This window comes from Staphylococcus sp. HMSC077D08, from assembly GCF_001837945.1.
GTDB classification, from domain to species: domain Bacteria; phylum Bacillota; class Bacilli; order Staphylococcales; family Staphylococcaceae; genus Staphylococcus; species Staphylococcus epidermidis.
The window spans coordinates 40,074-54,607 of the sequence record NZ_KV834754.1 but is presented as its reverse complement, the minus strand read 5'-3'; the positions used below and the strand labels follow the sequence as shown (position 1 = coordinate 54,607).

12 protein-coding genes and 1 riboswitch are annotated in these 14,534 nt (G+C 33.1%); of the genes, 4 read left to right on the top strand and 8 right to left on the bottom strand.

Translation table 11 applies throughout. The features are described 5' to 3' along the window. Positions 1-62: 62 nt before the first annotated feature. The gene (locus HMPREF2663_RS02555; RefSeq protein WP_070845723.1) at positions 63-1,112 is read right to left on the bottom strand and encodes a YkvI family membrane protein; all 1,050 of its coding nucleotides are present in this window, start codon (positions 1,110-1,112) and stop codon (positions 63-65) included. A gap of 347 nt (positions 1,113-1,459) precedes the next feature. Between HMPREF2663_RS02555 and HMPREF2663_RS02550 the strand changes: the two genes are divergently transcribed. After that, complete coding sequence (locus HMPREF2663_RS02550; protein ID WP_002475119.1) at positions 1,460-3,247, top strand: cation:proton antiporter; 1,788 nt, start codon at positions 1,460-1,462, stop codon at positions 3,245-3,247. A 222-nt stretch (positions 3,248-3,469) separates the two neighbouring features. On the opposite strand, the gene HMPREF2663_RS02545 is transcribed toward HMPREF2663_RS02550, so the two are convergent. The 7 genes from HMPREF2663_RS02545 to HMPREF2663_RS02515 form a co-directional block, all read right to left on the bottom strand. After that, the gene (locus HMPREF2663_RS02545) at positions 3,470-5,434 is read right to left on the bottom strand and encodes a fructose-bisphosphatase class III (RefSeq protein WP_070845721.1); all 1,965 of its coding nucleotides are present in this window, start codon (positions 5,432-5,434) and stop codon (positions 3,470-3,472) included. Positions 5,435-5,607: 173 nt separating this feature from the next. Further along, positions 5,608-6,222, bottom strand: coding sequence for an undecaprenyl phosphate transporter UptA (locus tag HMPREF2663_RS02540; RefSeq protein ID WP_070845719.1), 615 nt, complete (start codon positions 6,220-6,222; stop codon positions 5,608-5,610). A 107-nt stretch (positions 6,223-6,329) separates the two neighbouring features. Further along, a complete protein-coding gene (gene thiF / locus HMPREF2663_RS02535; protein WP_002491070.1) occupies positions 6,330-7,328 on the bottom strand; it encodes a thiazole biosynthesis adenylyltransferase ThiF in 999 nt (332 codons plus the stop codon). Between the two features lies 1 nt (position 7,329). Continuing rightward, positions 7,330-8,097 carry a thiazole synthase gene (locus HMPREF2663_RS02530; protein WP_002447124.1) on the bottom strand — a complete coding sequence of 256 codons (768 nt, stop codon included), beginning with the start codon at positions 8,095-8,097 and terminating at the stop codon, positions 7,330-7,332. A gap of 1 nt (position 8,098) precedes the next feature. Further along, positions 8,099-8,299: a sulfur carrier protein ThiS gene (gene thiS, locus HMPREF2663_RS02525; protein ID WP_002447125.1), complete on the bottom strand. Its 201-nt coding sequence runs from the start codon at positions 8,297-8,299 to the stop codon at positions 8,099-8,101. Further along, positions 8,283-9,401, bottom strand: a complete 1,119-nt coding sequence (gene thiO, locus HMPREF2663_RS02520; RefSeq protein WP_002447126.1) for a glycine oxidase ThiO — start codon at positions 9,399-9,401, stop codon at positions 8,283-8,285. Before thiO ends, thiS begins: the two co-directional genes overlap by 17 nt. After that, positions 9,394-9,993: a thiamine phosphate synthase gene (locus HMPREF2663_RS02515; protein WP_077756056.1), complete on the bottom strand. Its 600-nt coding sequence runs from the start codon at positions 9,991-9,993 to the stop codon at positions 9,394-9,396. The genes thiO and HMPREF2663_RS02515 overlap by 8 nt, the downstream gene beginning before the upstream one ends. 69 nt (positions 9,994-10,062) lie before the next feature. After that, positions 10,063-10,172, bottom strand: a riboswitch (TPP riboswitch). 492 nt (positions 10,173-10,664) lie between these two features. Between HMPREF2663_RS02515 and HMPREF2663_RS02510 the strand changes: the two genes are divergently transcribed. From HMPREF2663_RS02510 to HMPREF2663_RS02500, 3 genes are all read left to right on the top strand, one after another. Continuing rightward, positions 10,665-11,939, top strand: coding sequence for a pyruvate MFS transporter (locus HMPREF2663_RS02510; RefSeq protein ID WP_002458193.1), 1,275 nt, complete (start codon positions 10,665-10,667; stop codon positions 11,937-11,939). A 153-nt stretch (positions 11,940-12,092) separates the two neighbouring features. Then, positions 12,093-12,383 (top strand): putative quinol monooxygenase, encoded by a 291-nt coding sequence (locus HMPREF2663_RS02505; RefSeq protein ID WP_049387055.1) that lies wholly within the window; start codon positions 12,093-12,095, stop codon positions 12,381-12,383. 161 nt (positions 12,384-12,544) lie between these two features. After that, positions 12,545-14,458 carry an FUSC family protein gene (locus HMPREF2663_RS02500; protein ID WP_070845718.1) on the top strand — a complete coding sequence of 638 codons (1,914 nt, stop codon included), beginning with the start codon at positions 12,545-12,547 and terminating at the stop codon, positions 14,456-14,458. Positions 14,459-14,534: the final 76 nt, after the last annotated feature.

The window sequence follows — 14,534 nt, the reverse complement described above, 5'->3', positions numbered from 1 at the left end:
TTTAACTCTTTACCTTATTGACAATATAAAAGCCTAAGACAATTTGTCCTAGGCTAAGATTATTATTTTCGTAAAATTCCTTTGTATATCACAGGAATTAATAAGATAAAACCAAAAAGTCCCATGATAGGGAATACTTTACCAATGAGAGAAATGAATCCCACAAAAGTACAAGCAAATGTTATTATCGCCATCATAACTATAAGAATATAATAGCGTTTCGTAAACGGTCGACTAAAGCGTGATGCAAAGGCGTACATTAAACCTACTACTGTATTGTATATGACTAAAACCATAATGACAGACATGATAATACCAATGGATGGAGAAATCTGCTTAGCAAGTAGCAATGATGGTAATGCTACCTCTTTAATTTGATTAAATTCTGTAACAAGACCAAAATTAATTAAAAGTAATAGTAAAGTCACAATAATACCACCGATAAGTCCACCATAAATTGTGGACGATTGATATCGTAGCTTACCGCCCATTACAGTTAAAAAGCTAAATGCAGCAGCAATTTGTAAGCTAGCATAATTAATTGCGTCAAACCACCAACCAGGAGAAATCGACTTATTTTGATTTGAATATTGACTGGCGTCACTAAAATTTAAATCACCAGTAATAAAGTAATACACTGCAATCATTACTACGACTGCCACAAGAAATGGTGTTACCCCTCCTAAAACAGCGATGAGGCGATCGAACTTTAGAAATAATGTTAACAAAATAAGTATCACTAAAATGAGAGAACTTAACCAAAAAGGCAAACCAAAACTTTCATTTATAGTTGATGCTCCGCCGGCTGTCATAATAATTGCTAGAGAAAATAAAAATACTGTAAGTATAATATCAAATAATTTAGCTATTGTTGGATGTAGATAATAGCGAATAGATTCGGAGTGGTTTTGAGATCTAAGACGAAAGCCAGTATTTAATACGAATATTCCTCCAAGAGTTATGATAAGTCCAGTAATAAAAATACCGCTAATACTGTAAATACCATGACTAGTGAAGAATTGAAAAATTTCCTGACCTGTCGCAAATCCCGCTCCAACTACAACGCCTACAAAGGCGAAGGCAACAATGATGGATTCTTTAACATTGCTCATTTAATAAACAAATCCCTTCAGGTGCTATCCAAGTTAGATTAATTTTTCTTACAAAAATTTTAAAAATTACATTAATCTATTTTAGATGATTTTACCGAAAAAATAAACAGTAAAGTTCGCCACATATGTACTATTGTATAAATAGGGTGTACGTTTAAGTGTGGTATGATTAAATAAGATGGTAGATAAGTGCGTATAGTCAAGTACCATCTAACCTAAATCCATATATTTCATTTAAATGTTTACATTATCTTTAAGCAAATCATAATGCAATTGCAAATCATTTTTGGTAGTATAGGTCAATATTAAGTATATAAATCGAATTGGAAATAAAGAAGGTGTTTAATATGTCATTGGAATTGCCCGTGATGCTAACGATTGTGTTGTTCTTAGCACTAGGCATTTTTAGTCAATGGTTAGCGAGTAGAATAAAATGGCCATCGATTGTTGTCATGGCCATCGTAGGTTTACTTGTAGGACCTATTTTTGGATTAGCAAATCCAAAAGAGGCACTTGGACCTGAGGCATTTAGTTCAATTGTATCTCTTGCTGTAGCAATTATTTTATTTGAAGGTAGTAGTAATCTAGATTTTAGAGAATTAAAAGGCATTTCTAAAGCTGTTATAAGAATTATAACTATAGGTGCAGGGATTGCGTGGATTTTAGGAGCGATTGCTTTACATATAACAATGAGTTTCCCTTTATCCATTTCGTTTGTGATTGGGGGTCTATTTTTAATCACTGGTCCAACTGTGATTCAACCTTTATTAAAGCAAGCGAAAGTAAAAAGAAATGTCGATTCAGTATTAAGATGGGAAAGTATTATATTGGATCCTATTGGACCTATTATTGCACTCACAGCATTTTATGTATTCCAGATTTTTGAGGAAGGGATAGGCTTTGTCGTTATTATTCTCTTTATCTTGAAACTCTTAGCTGCAATTTTAATAGGTTTTGGTGCAGCCTTTCTATTTAATTGGCTTATAGGTCAAGATAAAATTCCTCAAAGTTTAATGCCACCCATTCAGTTTGTATTTATTCTTTTAACATTTAGTATCTGCGATGAGATATTATCAGAATCAGGCTTATTAGCTGTAACAATTTTCGGCTTAATGATGGCGCGTAAAAAACGTCACGATCTCATCTTTAAAGAATCAGACCACTTTATAGATAATGCATCTTCTATACTTGTGAGTACTGTATTTATTTTAATTACGTCCTCTTTAACTAAAGATGTGTTGCTCAATGTGTTATCTTGGCAGCTCATACTCTTTAGTTTGGTTATGATTGTATTAGTAAGACCAATTTCAGTGCTTCTTTCAACATTAGGTACTGAAATAACTAAAAAGGAACGTGCAGTAGTAGCACTAATGGCGCCTAGAGGTATTGTGGTTTTAACAGTGGCACAATTCTTCTCAAGTTTATTTATGGACGATAAAATTCCTATGGCTCAATATATTACACCAGTAACCTTTGGTCTTGTATTTATCACTGTAGTCATTTATGGATTTGGTTTTACACCTTTAAGTAAACTGTTCGGTGTAGCAAGTACAGAGCCACCTGGCGTAATCATCGTCGGAGAAAGTGAATTTTCATTCCATCTCGGCATTAATCTAAGGGATCATGGTATACCCGTCATGATGTTCAACTTATTTGAAAACACATCAGAAAAAGCCCACGAAGCGGGGTTCGAAGTATTTAAAGGTAATCTTTTATCTAGCAATGATAGAATTTATTCTGATTTATTACGTTATAATAAATGTATTTTGATGACACAATCGTTTATCTTTAACAGTTTAGCATTTAATGAATTGGTGCCTGAATTTGGCTTGAATAATGTAGATATGATGCCAGTATCTTTTAATGATGAGCAAGCACGAAACAATTTAAATGGCCCAATCAGAAATCATATATTATTTGATGAAAATCATACCCCACGTTGGTTTAATCAATTTATTACACAACATAATATTGTTGAAGTACCGGCAGAAGATTATGAAAAAATTACGGAAAATGATATGTTAATCTATCATATCAATGAAGATAAAGAAGTGACGTTTAAACGAAGCAATAGAGATATACCTGAATATGAAACAGGTATTTATGGTATTTTAAAAAATGCTTATTTAACTTAATGTGTTGCGTAAGTTACAAAAAGTCATACTTCAAAAATTAATTTGTTTTATGAAAAGATAATCAATGATGTGACCTTTAATTAATTGAAAATAAAACATAGCATACTTTAGCACATGAATTAAGCGCCTGTACATGAGTGTATGTACGGGCGCTTTTAATTTAAGTTATTAGGAGATAAGATATGTTATTACACATCAACTTACTAAATATGTTTAAAGATATTATTTTAAATATCGGTCGTGCATTAAAATTTTGAGGATATCAATTTGATCTTGCAGTTGTTTACCGATATTGGTATCTCTAATTTTTTTACGTTGCAATTCTTCATCTACAACGCGTTTTACTGACAATTCATCTGCCCCCATTGATAACACTTTTTCTTTTCTATTAAACTCTTTATGTGCGACCAATTGCATACCAAATGAATTATATAAAAGTGTGTATCCGGCAATACCAGTTGTTGATTGATAAGCTTTTGAAAATCCTCCATCTATGACTAACATTTTACCATCAGCTTTAATTGGATCTTCACCATCAATTTCTTTAACAGGCGTATGACCATTTATGATACGTCCTTCATCTGGATTAAGACCAAAATCCTTTAACATTTTACGTATCATATCAACATCTTCACGTAAGTAATAATAAGGATTTTTCTTCTCTTTATGAGATGCTTTATCTTCTATAAAATAACGTTCAAACGTTGTCATGGCACGTTTACCAAATAAAGATGAATATTTACCTGTCCAAAGATACCATACTAAATCTGTAGATATGTCTTCGGTAGATTCTTTATGGTCGAAAGCTCTTCTTACATGATATTCAAAAACATCGAGTAGATCACGACCACTTAAACGTTCACCTTCAATTTCAAATGATTCCATTTCTCCATTTTCATCGACGGGAATACAACCGTGAATTAAAAGGTTGCCATTATAAGGTAGATATAATTTTCCTTTTCGCATAAGGAAAGACATATGACGTCTTAATTTTTCAGATTGTTGGAATGAAAGTAATAGCTTATCCATGACTTCTTTTTCCTCTGCTAGTAATTCAGCGGGATTATTAGGGTCTACAGTTTGGAAACAAGTATCTTTAAGCGGATATGTTTTACCATATATAGTGATTTCATTGTTATCATAATCTATTTTTTCTAAAACTAAACGTTCTTCCATCTCAAAAGAAGGACGACGCTTAATAATAGGCATTTCAAGTTTAAATTGAATCATCGCAATTGCCTGATGAATTTTTGTGATTTGACTTTCTTCGCGCTTTGTAAGACTGACGTCTTTATCTGGTCGTTTCTTAGGTTTAAACGCTGGGTTTTCAGCATCGTAATACTTTTCAGCAAGCGTAAGTAAAGGACGTAGATTGATGCCATATGCATCTTCGATAATATCTAAATTATCATAACGTGCACAGATTCGTAGTAGGTTCGCAAGACATACTTTTGAACCAGCATAGGCGCCAATCCATAATACATCATGATTTCCCCATTGGATATCTACAGAATGATAATTTATTAATGTATCCATAATTTTATCAGGTTTGGGACCACGGTCATAGATATCGCCCACGACATGAAGATGGTCTACGACAAGACGTTGTACAGTATAGGAAAGGCCAATGATTAAATCATCTGATTGCTCTAATTCAATAATTTGGTTGACTAGTGTTTCATAATAAGGCTTTTTATTATGAAATTCATTGCTCTTATAAAGTAATTCTTCAATAATATAAACATATTGTTCAGGTAATGCTTTGCGCAATTTTGAACGAGTATATTTTGATGAGCAATATGTAATTAAATCAATTAATTGTTCAATGGTTGTAATATACCAAATATTTAATGTTCCGATAGAATCGAAATTATTTTTAACTAATTTTAGTTTTTCTTCCGGATAGTATACTAATGCTGCTAAGTCGTTGATTTCTTGCTTGGATAATTTATCTTTGAAGATATCATTAATTTTAGCACGCACATTTCCAGATCCGTTTCTTAAAACATGTTGGAAAGATTCGTATTCACCATGAAGGTCACTGACAAAATGTTCAGTTCCTTTAGGTAATTCTAAGATTGACTCTAAGTTAATAATTTCAGTAGCAAGTTTTTCTGCACTGTCAAATTTTTGTGAGAGTAAATCTAGATATTTTTCTTTCATTTCACTTTCTGTAATATGAGTCATGCATAGTCACCTCTAATTATATTTTCCGACCTAACGATACGATTATTTATAATAATGCGCTTACATAGATTATCTTGAAAAACCAATTAATTTTCAATAATTGCGTATCATAAAATTAAAATTAATAAAAAAGCTAAGTTAACCGTTAAGAAACGGAAAACTTAGCATAACATTTATTTAACACTGCGACGACGTTTCATTAAATAACGTATGACAAAATATATGACTGCAATAATAATAATGATATACATAATACGTGAATATGTATGAATACCATTCATCAAAGTGTCAAAACTGTCACTGAGCAAACGACCGAGCAGTATTAAAGCAAAATTCCAAATTGTAGTACCTATTAAAGATAAAGTTGTAAATTGTATAACGTTCATTCGATTAATGCCAGCAGGTATTGTAATTAATACTCGAAGTACCGGGACAAATCGACATAAAAATACAGCCCATGCACCATACCTTTTAAACCAATCATTTGCCCGTTTCAAATCTTTACTTTTTAACTTCATCCACTTACCATGTCGATCAACGAAACGATATAATTTCTCTTCTGAAATAAGTCTACAAATATAATACAAAATGAGTAAACCAATGAATGAAGCAATTGTTGCTATGATTAATAATGTCAAAATAGATAAGTGTGATTTCACAGATAATAAGCCTGCAAAAGTTAAAATAATCTCAGATGGAACGACAGGTAATACGTTCTCTAATAAGATTAAAATGAATATCGCTGTATAACCCCACTTACTAATAAAATCAGTAATAATTTGTTCCATACAACGTTAGTTTCTCCTTTTAAATTAATCGAGTTGTCGTAAACTTGATGTTAAGTATAAGTTATTTTAACAAGAAACAGGTTGAAAGGGTAACAATCTTACTTTAATTAGCGTATGGATTTTAACAACGTATTGTATAGGTGATGTGCTTCTTCATCATTGTGTATACCATATGCATTCATACGACCATCTTTAAACAAGGTGAATTCATAAGTTTGATATTGAATTAATTTGGCAAAGGAAGTAGATTTCACCATATTTCCAGGGAAATGGGCAGCGTGTTTAAAAGCTTTAGGTGGGAATCTAAATAAATAAGCATTCCCACACAAGTCCTCAATGGTACGTTCTTGTTGGCTTTCTAGTAACGTATATTCATGTTTTTCACACACTGGGCAATCTTCATTTTTGAGTGCATCTACATTCATTGACTTATAATTAATATTAAATGCATCGATAGTGATTAATTGCTTAGAAAATCCTTTTCCTGAAAGATAACGTACGGCCTCTGCTACTTCATAGCTTGCAATCATTGATATAACAGGGGGAAGTACGCCATTAATAGCGCAACTTTCCCCTGTGTCAGGAATTGTTTGCAATAAACATTTTAGACATGGTCCTTGGTAATCTATTCCATATACTGATCCTTTACTACCAACAGCTGCACCATAAACCCATGGGATTTGATGCTTGTGACAAACCTCATTAATCAGGTATCGTATTTTGAAGTTATCCATGCCATCAATGATGATGTCTGGTTCGACATTTTTTATCAAATTTTCGATATTTGATGAAGTAACTTCTAAATCATAAGTTGTTAGATTGACATTTGTATTAATTTGATTAACCTTATGCTTGATTGCTTCTACTTTGGATATTAAAGTATGTGCGTCTTCTTCATCGAAGAGTGTTTGTCGATGTAAATTTGAAATTTCAACAATATCCATATCGACAATTGCAATATGATGAGCCCCCATGCGTGCGAGTTGATCTACAATATGGCTTCCTAAAGCACCAGCACCAAAAATAAGTATTTGAGAGGTAGATAGCTTTTGCTGTCCCTCTTCTCCAAATGGTGCAAAGCGTGTTTGACGTTCATAACGCGACATTTTACAAGAACCCTAAACCTTCTGATGGACTAGATGCTTGTGCAGTATACTTAACAGGAATGCGTCCAGCTTCATATGAAAGTCTGCCGGCATTTATACCTAATTTCATTGCTTCAGCCATTTTCACAGGATCTTTTGCTGCTGAAATGGCTGTGTTGAGTAAAATACCATCTGCGCCAAGCTCCATGGCATGACACGCATCTTTAGGGGAACCAATACCAGCATCTACGATGACAGGGACACTAGCATTTTCGATAATATAACTTAAATTTAATGGGTTATTAATACCTCTACCTGTGCCAATAGGAGATGCAAGTGGCATGACTGCGTGTACACCCAATTTTTCCAAACGTTGAGCTAAAACTAAATCATTAGAGATGTAAGGACAAACAATGTAGCCCTTTTCTAACAATACTTTGCATGCCTCGTATGTTTCGAATGGGTCAGGTAATAATGTTTCGTCATCGCCAATGACTTCGACTTTAATCATGTCACATACACCTGCGTGACTAGCAATTTCAGCAATTCTGATAGCTTCTTGAGCTGTTTTGGCACCTGCAGTATTTGGAAAAGTGATAAAATCTTTTAAATTAACGTTTGCAAGTGGGTTAGGTAGGTTACGATCATATAAATTCATCCGTCTTACTGCAAATGTAAGTACATTTGTTTCAGATGCCTCAATTGCTTTTGATTGAACCTCTTCATTTTCAAATTTTCCAGTACCTAAAAGTAAACGAGATTGTAATTCTAAATTTCCTATTTTAAACATATTAACCGCCTCCAACAATTTCTAGTAATTCTAATCTGTCGTCTTCTCTTACAGTATATTCTTCATATTTGTCTTGCTTGATAAGTTCTTTGTTTAGTTCAACAATCACTCGTTTTGGGTCTAACTCAAGTGAATGTAAAACCTCTTGTATCGATTGATCCTGATCGAAAGTGAAGAGGTCGCCATTAATGATACACTTCATGATTATTCCTCCTTGTAACTGTAAAACTTGAATAACGTGATGGTTTAATACCAGAAAGTAGCCAATTGGCAATGTCACGACCGATAATAGGTGACAATAATATTCCGTTTCGATAATGACCACTTATCACGTATAAGCCATCATCAATTTGATCCATGACTGGCATTTCTTTTTCTGTGTATGGTCTTACTCCTGACCATTTCTTCAGTATATGACTGTCTTTTAGTTGAGGTACACGATGATATGCATGGTGAAGAAGCCAATCCATACCTTCATCTGTAGTACCGACAGAATAATTATTAAATTCACTCGTCGCACCAATTAAAAAACGATTGGGTTGTTTTGGAACGATGTAACAACCATTAGTCATAAATAATGTTTCAGTAAGTGCAAGATCGTTATTTTCTAATAAGATGACTTCTCCTTTAACGCCAATCACTTGTCGTTGTAAATGATATTGTGTTAATAATTGTGAAGACCATGCGCCACCTGCAACGATAACTTTGTGCGCTTCAATTGTTGAAGATTGATTGGTTTTCACTGAATAATAGCCATTATGCCGTTCTATTGAAGTGACCTCTGTAGACGCATAACGCTTAATCTCTCTTAACTTCAATGATTCTAATAATGCCAGTGTGTAATGATGTGCATTAATTTGACCATCATGCGGTATATGAATGGCCGCGTATGAAGGTTTAACTTCACCATGTGTAAGTTGTAGCAAGTCATCATCTGATAATTGTTTGACACTACGGTCTTGACTATTCAGAAATTGATATTGTCGTCTTATAGATGAGATATCATCGTGTTCATTAGCAATTTTGATAAGTCCTGAATTTTTAAATTGAATGTCTATGCCTGTTTCATCTAATAATGATTTACTTAATTGTGGAAACATAGCACGAGATTCGATGGCTAATTGAAACAAGTCACTATCCTTTGTAAATTCATTTTGTGCGCCAAGCATACCTCCAGCTTTATATGACGCATGCTTTCCAGGTACATCTCTATCTATGACTGCAACATCTAAGTGTGTTGCACTGAGGTGTCTTGCAATTGACATACCAATAACTCCTGAACCAATGATTAGTACATCATGCATGAGTAGACCACTCCTTTCTTAATTGTTTAATTTCTTCTAGTGAAGCATTGTTAAAATATGATATGGCACATATACCTTTAAATCCAGGTGGCATCTTTTGAATCGAATGTTCATTGATACCACCAATAGCATAAATTGGGATAGGAACATCTAATGCTTGTTGAATGGTCTTTTTAGAACGTGGTGGCGTATCTGGATGTGAAGCGGTCGGAAAAATGTGCCCCAAAAAGACATAATCTAAATTATTTTCATAACATCGTTTTACTGTTTCAACGTCATGTGTAGACATACTTACATAAATATCAGGATGTGCTGCTTTATATGCGAAAGCAGTTGTATCATTACTCTTAAAATGAATACGTTTAAGATTTAATTCCTCTAATAGTGTCGTATCACTGTGAATAATTATTTTATCTTTACTAAAACCCAATTGAAGTAAAGATTGAATCATGTCCTTGTTTTCTTCGTTATTCATGGAAGTGCGAAATAACAAGCCATCAATAGCTTCTTCGATATGTTTATAATGCTGTAAATCGTCCCTAGTCAGTTGTTTATGATGTGTAATCGCAATAAATATAAATATCCCCCCAATTTCTACAATAAAAAAACGCTATTTCCCTTAAATTGGGAAATAGCGTTGAGCTTTAGTATGACTTCATAAAATTGAGCGTCGCCACTTCCCTACGCCAGTATGAACTGGATCAGGTTCCAGGAATTATAAAGTCAGTTCTTTACTCTCAGCCTTAAACAAAGGCACTTCCAGTGGTTAAATATGAAATTAATTTACAAGATATTAAATGTTTCGTTTACAATATTTTACTACCTTTAATAAAAGACTTCAAATTTCTTTACAATTTCTATTAAGTAATTTGTAGATATCGTATTCATTTAAAAGTTATTATCATCATTTGCGAATCATTTTTAAACTTTAATTTGCCAAGTACATATTTAGAAACCATCTTTAAAAATCAATAACTAATGATTGCTAGTATATTGTGAGAATAGGGTGTAAGGGGCGCGGTAAAAGATATAAAGGTGTAAGATGCATCTAAAATACACAAAAAATTTTAAAAAGTTCAAAAAAAATTCACAAAAAGTATTGTAACCGTTTACACTACGTGCTATATTAATAAAAAATTGTAGCGCTACAACTTAATAGTTGTTTTAAAAATTGAAGTTAAAACAGTCACCAGAGGGGATTTCTGAAACATAACGACATCATAATAAGAAACAACAGAATACAAATGGAAGTAGGAAACAAATATGAAAGAAAAACGTAGTAATGTTCGTTGGTATTTTGCAATAGGGTTCTTCTTTATTGGGGTTATTGCTTACATGGATCGATCTAACATATCTTATATTGCAGTACCGATGATGAAAGATTTGGGGTTAACTAAGACACAATTTGGTTTATTAGCATCATTTTTCTCCCTAGGATATGCATTAATGCAAGTACCTTCGGGAATGTTAGCAGAGAAGTTTGGACCACGTAAAATGATTACTGTCGCTTTAGTTTGGTGGAGTGCATTTACTATCTTAACAGGGATGATTAAACACCATGGTTTACTTTACTTTATTAGATTCTTATTTGGTGTTGGTGAAGCGCCAATGTATCCATCCAATGCGGTTTTTAACTCTTTTTGGTTCGCTAAAAATGAAAAAGGTCGTGCATCTAGTGCGTTGTTAGCAGGTTCTTATTTTGGTCCAGTTTTAGCACCTATCATCACGATAGCCATTGTCAACGCTTTTAACTGGCAAGCCGTTTTTTACATTTTCGGGGTTGTAGGAATTTTAATGGCAGTTCTTTGGGCAATTATTGCTAAAGACTTACCAGAACAACATAAAATGGTAAACGATGCCGAGAAAAGATTTATTACTCAAAATCGTGATATTGTCGCGACTGAGAAATCTTTACCACCGTGGAAACGTTTTTTAAGTCATTTCAGTTTTTACGCAATCGCATTGCAATACTTTGTAGTTCAGTTTGTTATCGCGTTGTTCCTAATATGGTTACCAACATACTTAACTGAACAATATCATGTGAATTTCAAAGAAATGACTATCAGTGCATTACCTTGGTTATTTATGTTCTTCTTAATTTTATTTGCTGGAGCTATTTCAGACAAGATTTTGAATACAGGTCAATCACGTTTTGTTGCACGTGGCGTAATTGCGATTGCGGGATTTGTGGTATTCTCAATTTCAATTTTCTTAGCAGTACATACAGACAACTTATATGTAACCATTTTCTGGTTATCACTTTGTTTAGGTGGCGTAGGTATTTCTATGGGAATGAGTTGGGCTGCAGCCACTGACTTAGGTCGTAATTTCTCTGGAACTGTGTCAGGTTGGATGAACTTATGGGGAAATGTTGGCGCACTTATTAGTCCTTTACTTGCAGGAATTGTTGTAGATCATTTAGGATGGTCAATGACATTACAACTCTTAATTGTTCCGGCTATTATAGCAGCAATTCTATGGTTCTTCGTTAAACCAGATAAACCTCTTGTTGTTAGTGAAGAACACGTTAATAAATAATATTTTTTGAAACACATGCAATGACATTCATATCATTGCGTGTGTTTATTCTTTTATTATGTGGTATAGAACATGGAAGCGATAAGCGAATTGTTTTTTTAATCAGTTATAAACTGCTAAACTTATAATTAATATGTATAGGAGTTGACTAAAATGATTATTATTAACGCAAAATTAAAAATCGATGGTAATAAACGCGAAGATTATTTAAAACTTATGAATGAATTAGTCATAAATTCTAGAAAAGAAGAAGGTAATTTATTCTATCATCATTACGAAGATGTAACTGAGGAAAATGTCTTTGTCGTAGTTGAAAACTATAAAGACGAACAAGCGGTTCAAGCACACAATCAATCAGATCACTTTAAAGTTTTTAGTGATAATATTAGTCAATATTTAATTGAAGAACCTCAAATTGATGTAAGTCAACCTATTCAATTATAATCACAATCTGTACTTACTCTAAAGTGACAATGTGATAAAATAATAACTAAATATCATAATTCTCAACAATGTTGATGAAGGACAGAACAATAAATGTATGAAGTATATGTTCTGTCCTTTTTTAATTGAATTTGTGGGATGTTAGAGAAAGGAAGATTGGGATGCAACAAATCATTAACTCTTTGATACACTTCGACCGTTCAAAAATTGATATAGCTAAAGGAATACGACAAGGATTTTTAATGATACTACCAGCATTGATAGGTTACTTATTAGGATTCCCTATGTTTGGTATTTTAATATCAACAGGTACGCTAGCACATGTCTACGTTTTTAGTGGATCACCGCAATCTATGTTAAAAACAGTCATCACATGTTCACTATCATTTACTATTTGCATGATTCTTGGCACCTTAACAGTGTCTCAGCCTATTTTATTTGGATTACTATTACTGATTGTTGTTACAATCCCATATTGTACGTTTAATGCGCTAAAAATCGCTGGTCCATCATCGACATTCTTTTTAGTAACGTTTTGCTTATCTATAAACTTACCGATAGCCCCAGAAGAAGCGCTTTTACGTGGATCTGCAATTCTCATTGGTGGTATGTTGGCAACCATAACAGTAATTTTAACAATCATATTTGCTAAAGAGAAAGCAGAAGACAGAGCAATTCATGCGGATTTTAAAACATTACATAACTTGCTACATCATTTTGATGAGCCAGAGGATTTCAAAGCATATGCTCGAAATGCTGTTACAGAATTTAGAAATTCTGAAAAACTTTTAATTACTTCAACATCAGGTGGTAATGGAAAATTAAGTAAAAGGTTTCAGAAATTAATTTTATTACACACATCAGCACAAGGGATATATTCAGAATTACTAGAACTCAATGAAAATCATATTCGTCCATTACCAAATGACTTAGTTGAAATGATGGATCATATTATTAAAAGTGTTCAACAACCTAAACAATATCGACCGTGGTCAAAAGTTGTTGATGTGGCACCAGAATTTCAAAATTTAATGGATCATATTTTGAAAATAGATGAAATGATTCACGCAAACGATAATCAAATTAAATATGAAGCAGATATTCGCAAGCCTTTATATAGCAAGCGAATATATCAAAATCTAACTTTCGACTCAATTGTATTTAGAAATGCTTTGCAATATACAGTTATTATGGCAGTGGCTATATTTATTGCTCTAGCATTTAACATTCAAAAAGCGTATTGGGTGCCATTGTCAGCGCATACCATCATGTTAGGTAATGTGACAACGATTCGTACGTTAGACAGGTCAATTGCTAGAGGTATTGGAACAATAATAGGGACTATTGTTTTGTCGGGAATCTTGGCATTTCATATCGATCCTATTTTCGCTATTATCATTATGGGATTTTCAGCCATGATGACGGAAGCGTTTGTGGCATCTAACTATGCATTTGCAGTTATTTTTATTACGACACAGGTCATTATGCTCAATGGTCTAGCCTCTCAAAATTTAAATATTGAGATAGCATACACTCGAATTATTGACGTTCTAATAGGTATAGCTATTGCAGTTATTGGTATATTCATACTCGCGCGTAAAACTGCATCCTCAATGTTATCTGATGCTATTGCCGAATTGGTACGTAAAGAAGGTATTTTATTTCATTATTTATTTTCAAAAAATAAACAGGAAACGAATGAACGTGATAGGGTAGAAAGTTTAAATTTAAACGTCAAAATCAGTAATGTGACACAGATTTACAATTCAGCGAATGGTGAATTGTTTAGTAATAAAGAAGCGGTAAGGTATTACTATCCAAGTATATTTGCTCTAGAGGAAATAAGTTTTATGCTAGAGCGTGCCATGAATAATAAACACCGACAAACAATAAATGATGATTTAATGGGTGAATATTTAGTTGTATTTGAAAATATAGCTAAGCATTTCCAATTTCAAGCAGATTTAAATCTTAGAGACATGCAAGCATTACCTCAATACAATTACATCCGTGCTTCCCTTATGAATATACAACGTAATTGTGCTGAACAACGTCAGGCCATCACAAAAGATTAATTAGTACAGATGTCTCGTATTGTTTAATTAAACAAATTTAGTGGTAAGGTGTAGTAAATTATTGAGGAGGTAAGAC

Excerpts from the sequence above, each read along its gene's own strand:
- HMPREF2663_RS02555 (WP_070845723.1), bottom strand. The coding sequence starts at position 1,112 with ATGAGCAATGTTAAAGAATCCATCATTGTTGCCTTCGCCTTTGTAGGC.
- HMPREF2663_RS02550 (WP_002475119.1), top strand. The coding sequence starts at position 1,460 with ATGTCATTGGAATTGCCCGTGATGCTAACGATTGTGTTGTTCTTAGCA.
- HMPREF2663_RS02545 (WP_070845721.1), bottom strand. The coding sequence starts at position 5,434 with ATGACTCATATTACAGAAAGTGAAATGAAAGAAAAATATCTAGATTTA.
- HMPREF2663_RS02540 (WP_070845719.1), bottom strand. The coding sequence starts at position 6,222 with ATGGAACAAATTATTACTGATTTTATTAGTAAGTGGGGTTATACAGCG.
- thiF (WP_002491070.1), bottom strand. The coding sequence starts at position 7,328 with ATGTCGCGTTATGAACGTCAAACACGCTTTGCACCATTTGGAGAAGAG.
- HMPREF2663_RS02530 (WP_002447124.1), bottom strand. The coding sequence starts at position 8,097 with ATGTTTAAAATAGGAAATTTAGAATTACAATCTCGTTTACTTTTAGGT.
- thiS (WP_002447125.1), bottom strand. The coding sequence starts at position 8,299 with ATGAAGTGTATCATTAATGGCGACCTCTTCACTTTCGATCAGGATCAA.
- thiO (WP_002447126.1), bottom strand. The coding sequence starts at position 9,401 with ATGCATGATGTACTAATCATTGGTTCAGGAGTTATTGGTATGTCAATT.
- HMPREF2663_RS02510 (WP_002458193.1), top strand. The coding sequence starts at position 10,665 with ATGAAAGAAAAACGTAGTAATGTTCGTTGGTATTTTGCAATAGGGTTC.
- HMPREF2663_RS02505 (WP_049387055.1), top strand. The coding sequence starts at position 12,093 with ATGATTATTATTAACGCAAAATTAAAAATCGATGGTAATAAACGCGAA.
- HMPREF2663_RS02500 (WP_070845718.1), top strand. The coding sequence starts at position 12,545 with ATGCAACAAATCATTAACTCTTTGATACACTTCGACCGTTCAAAAATT.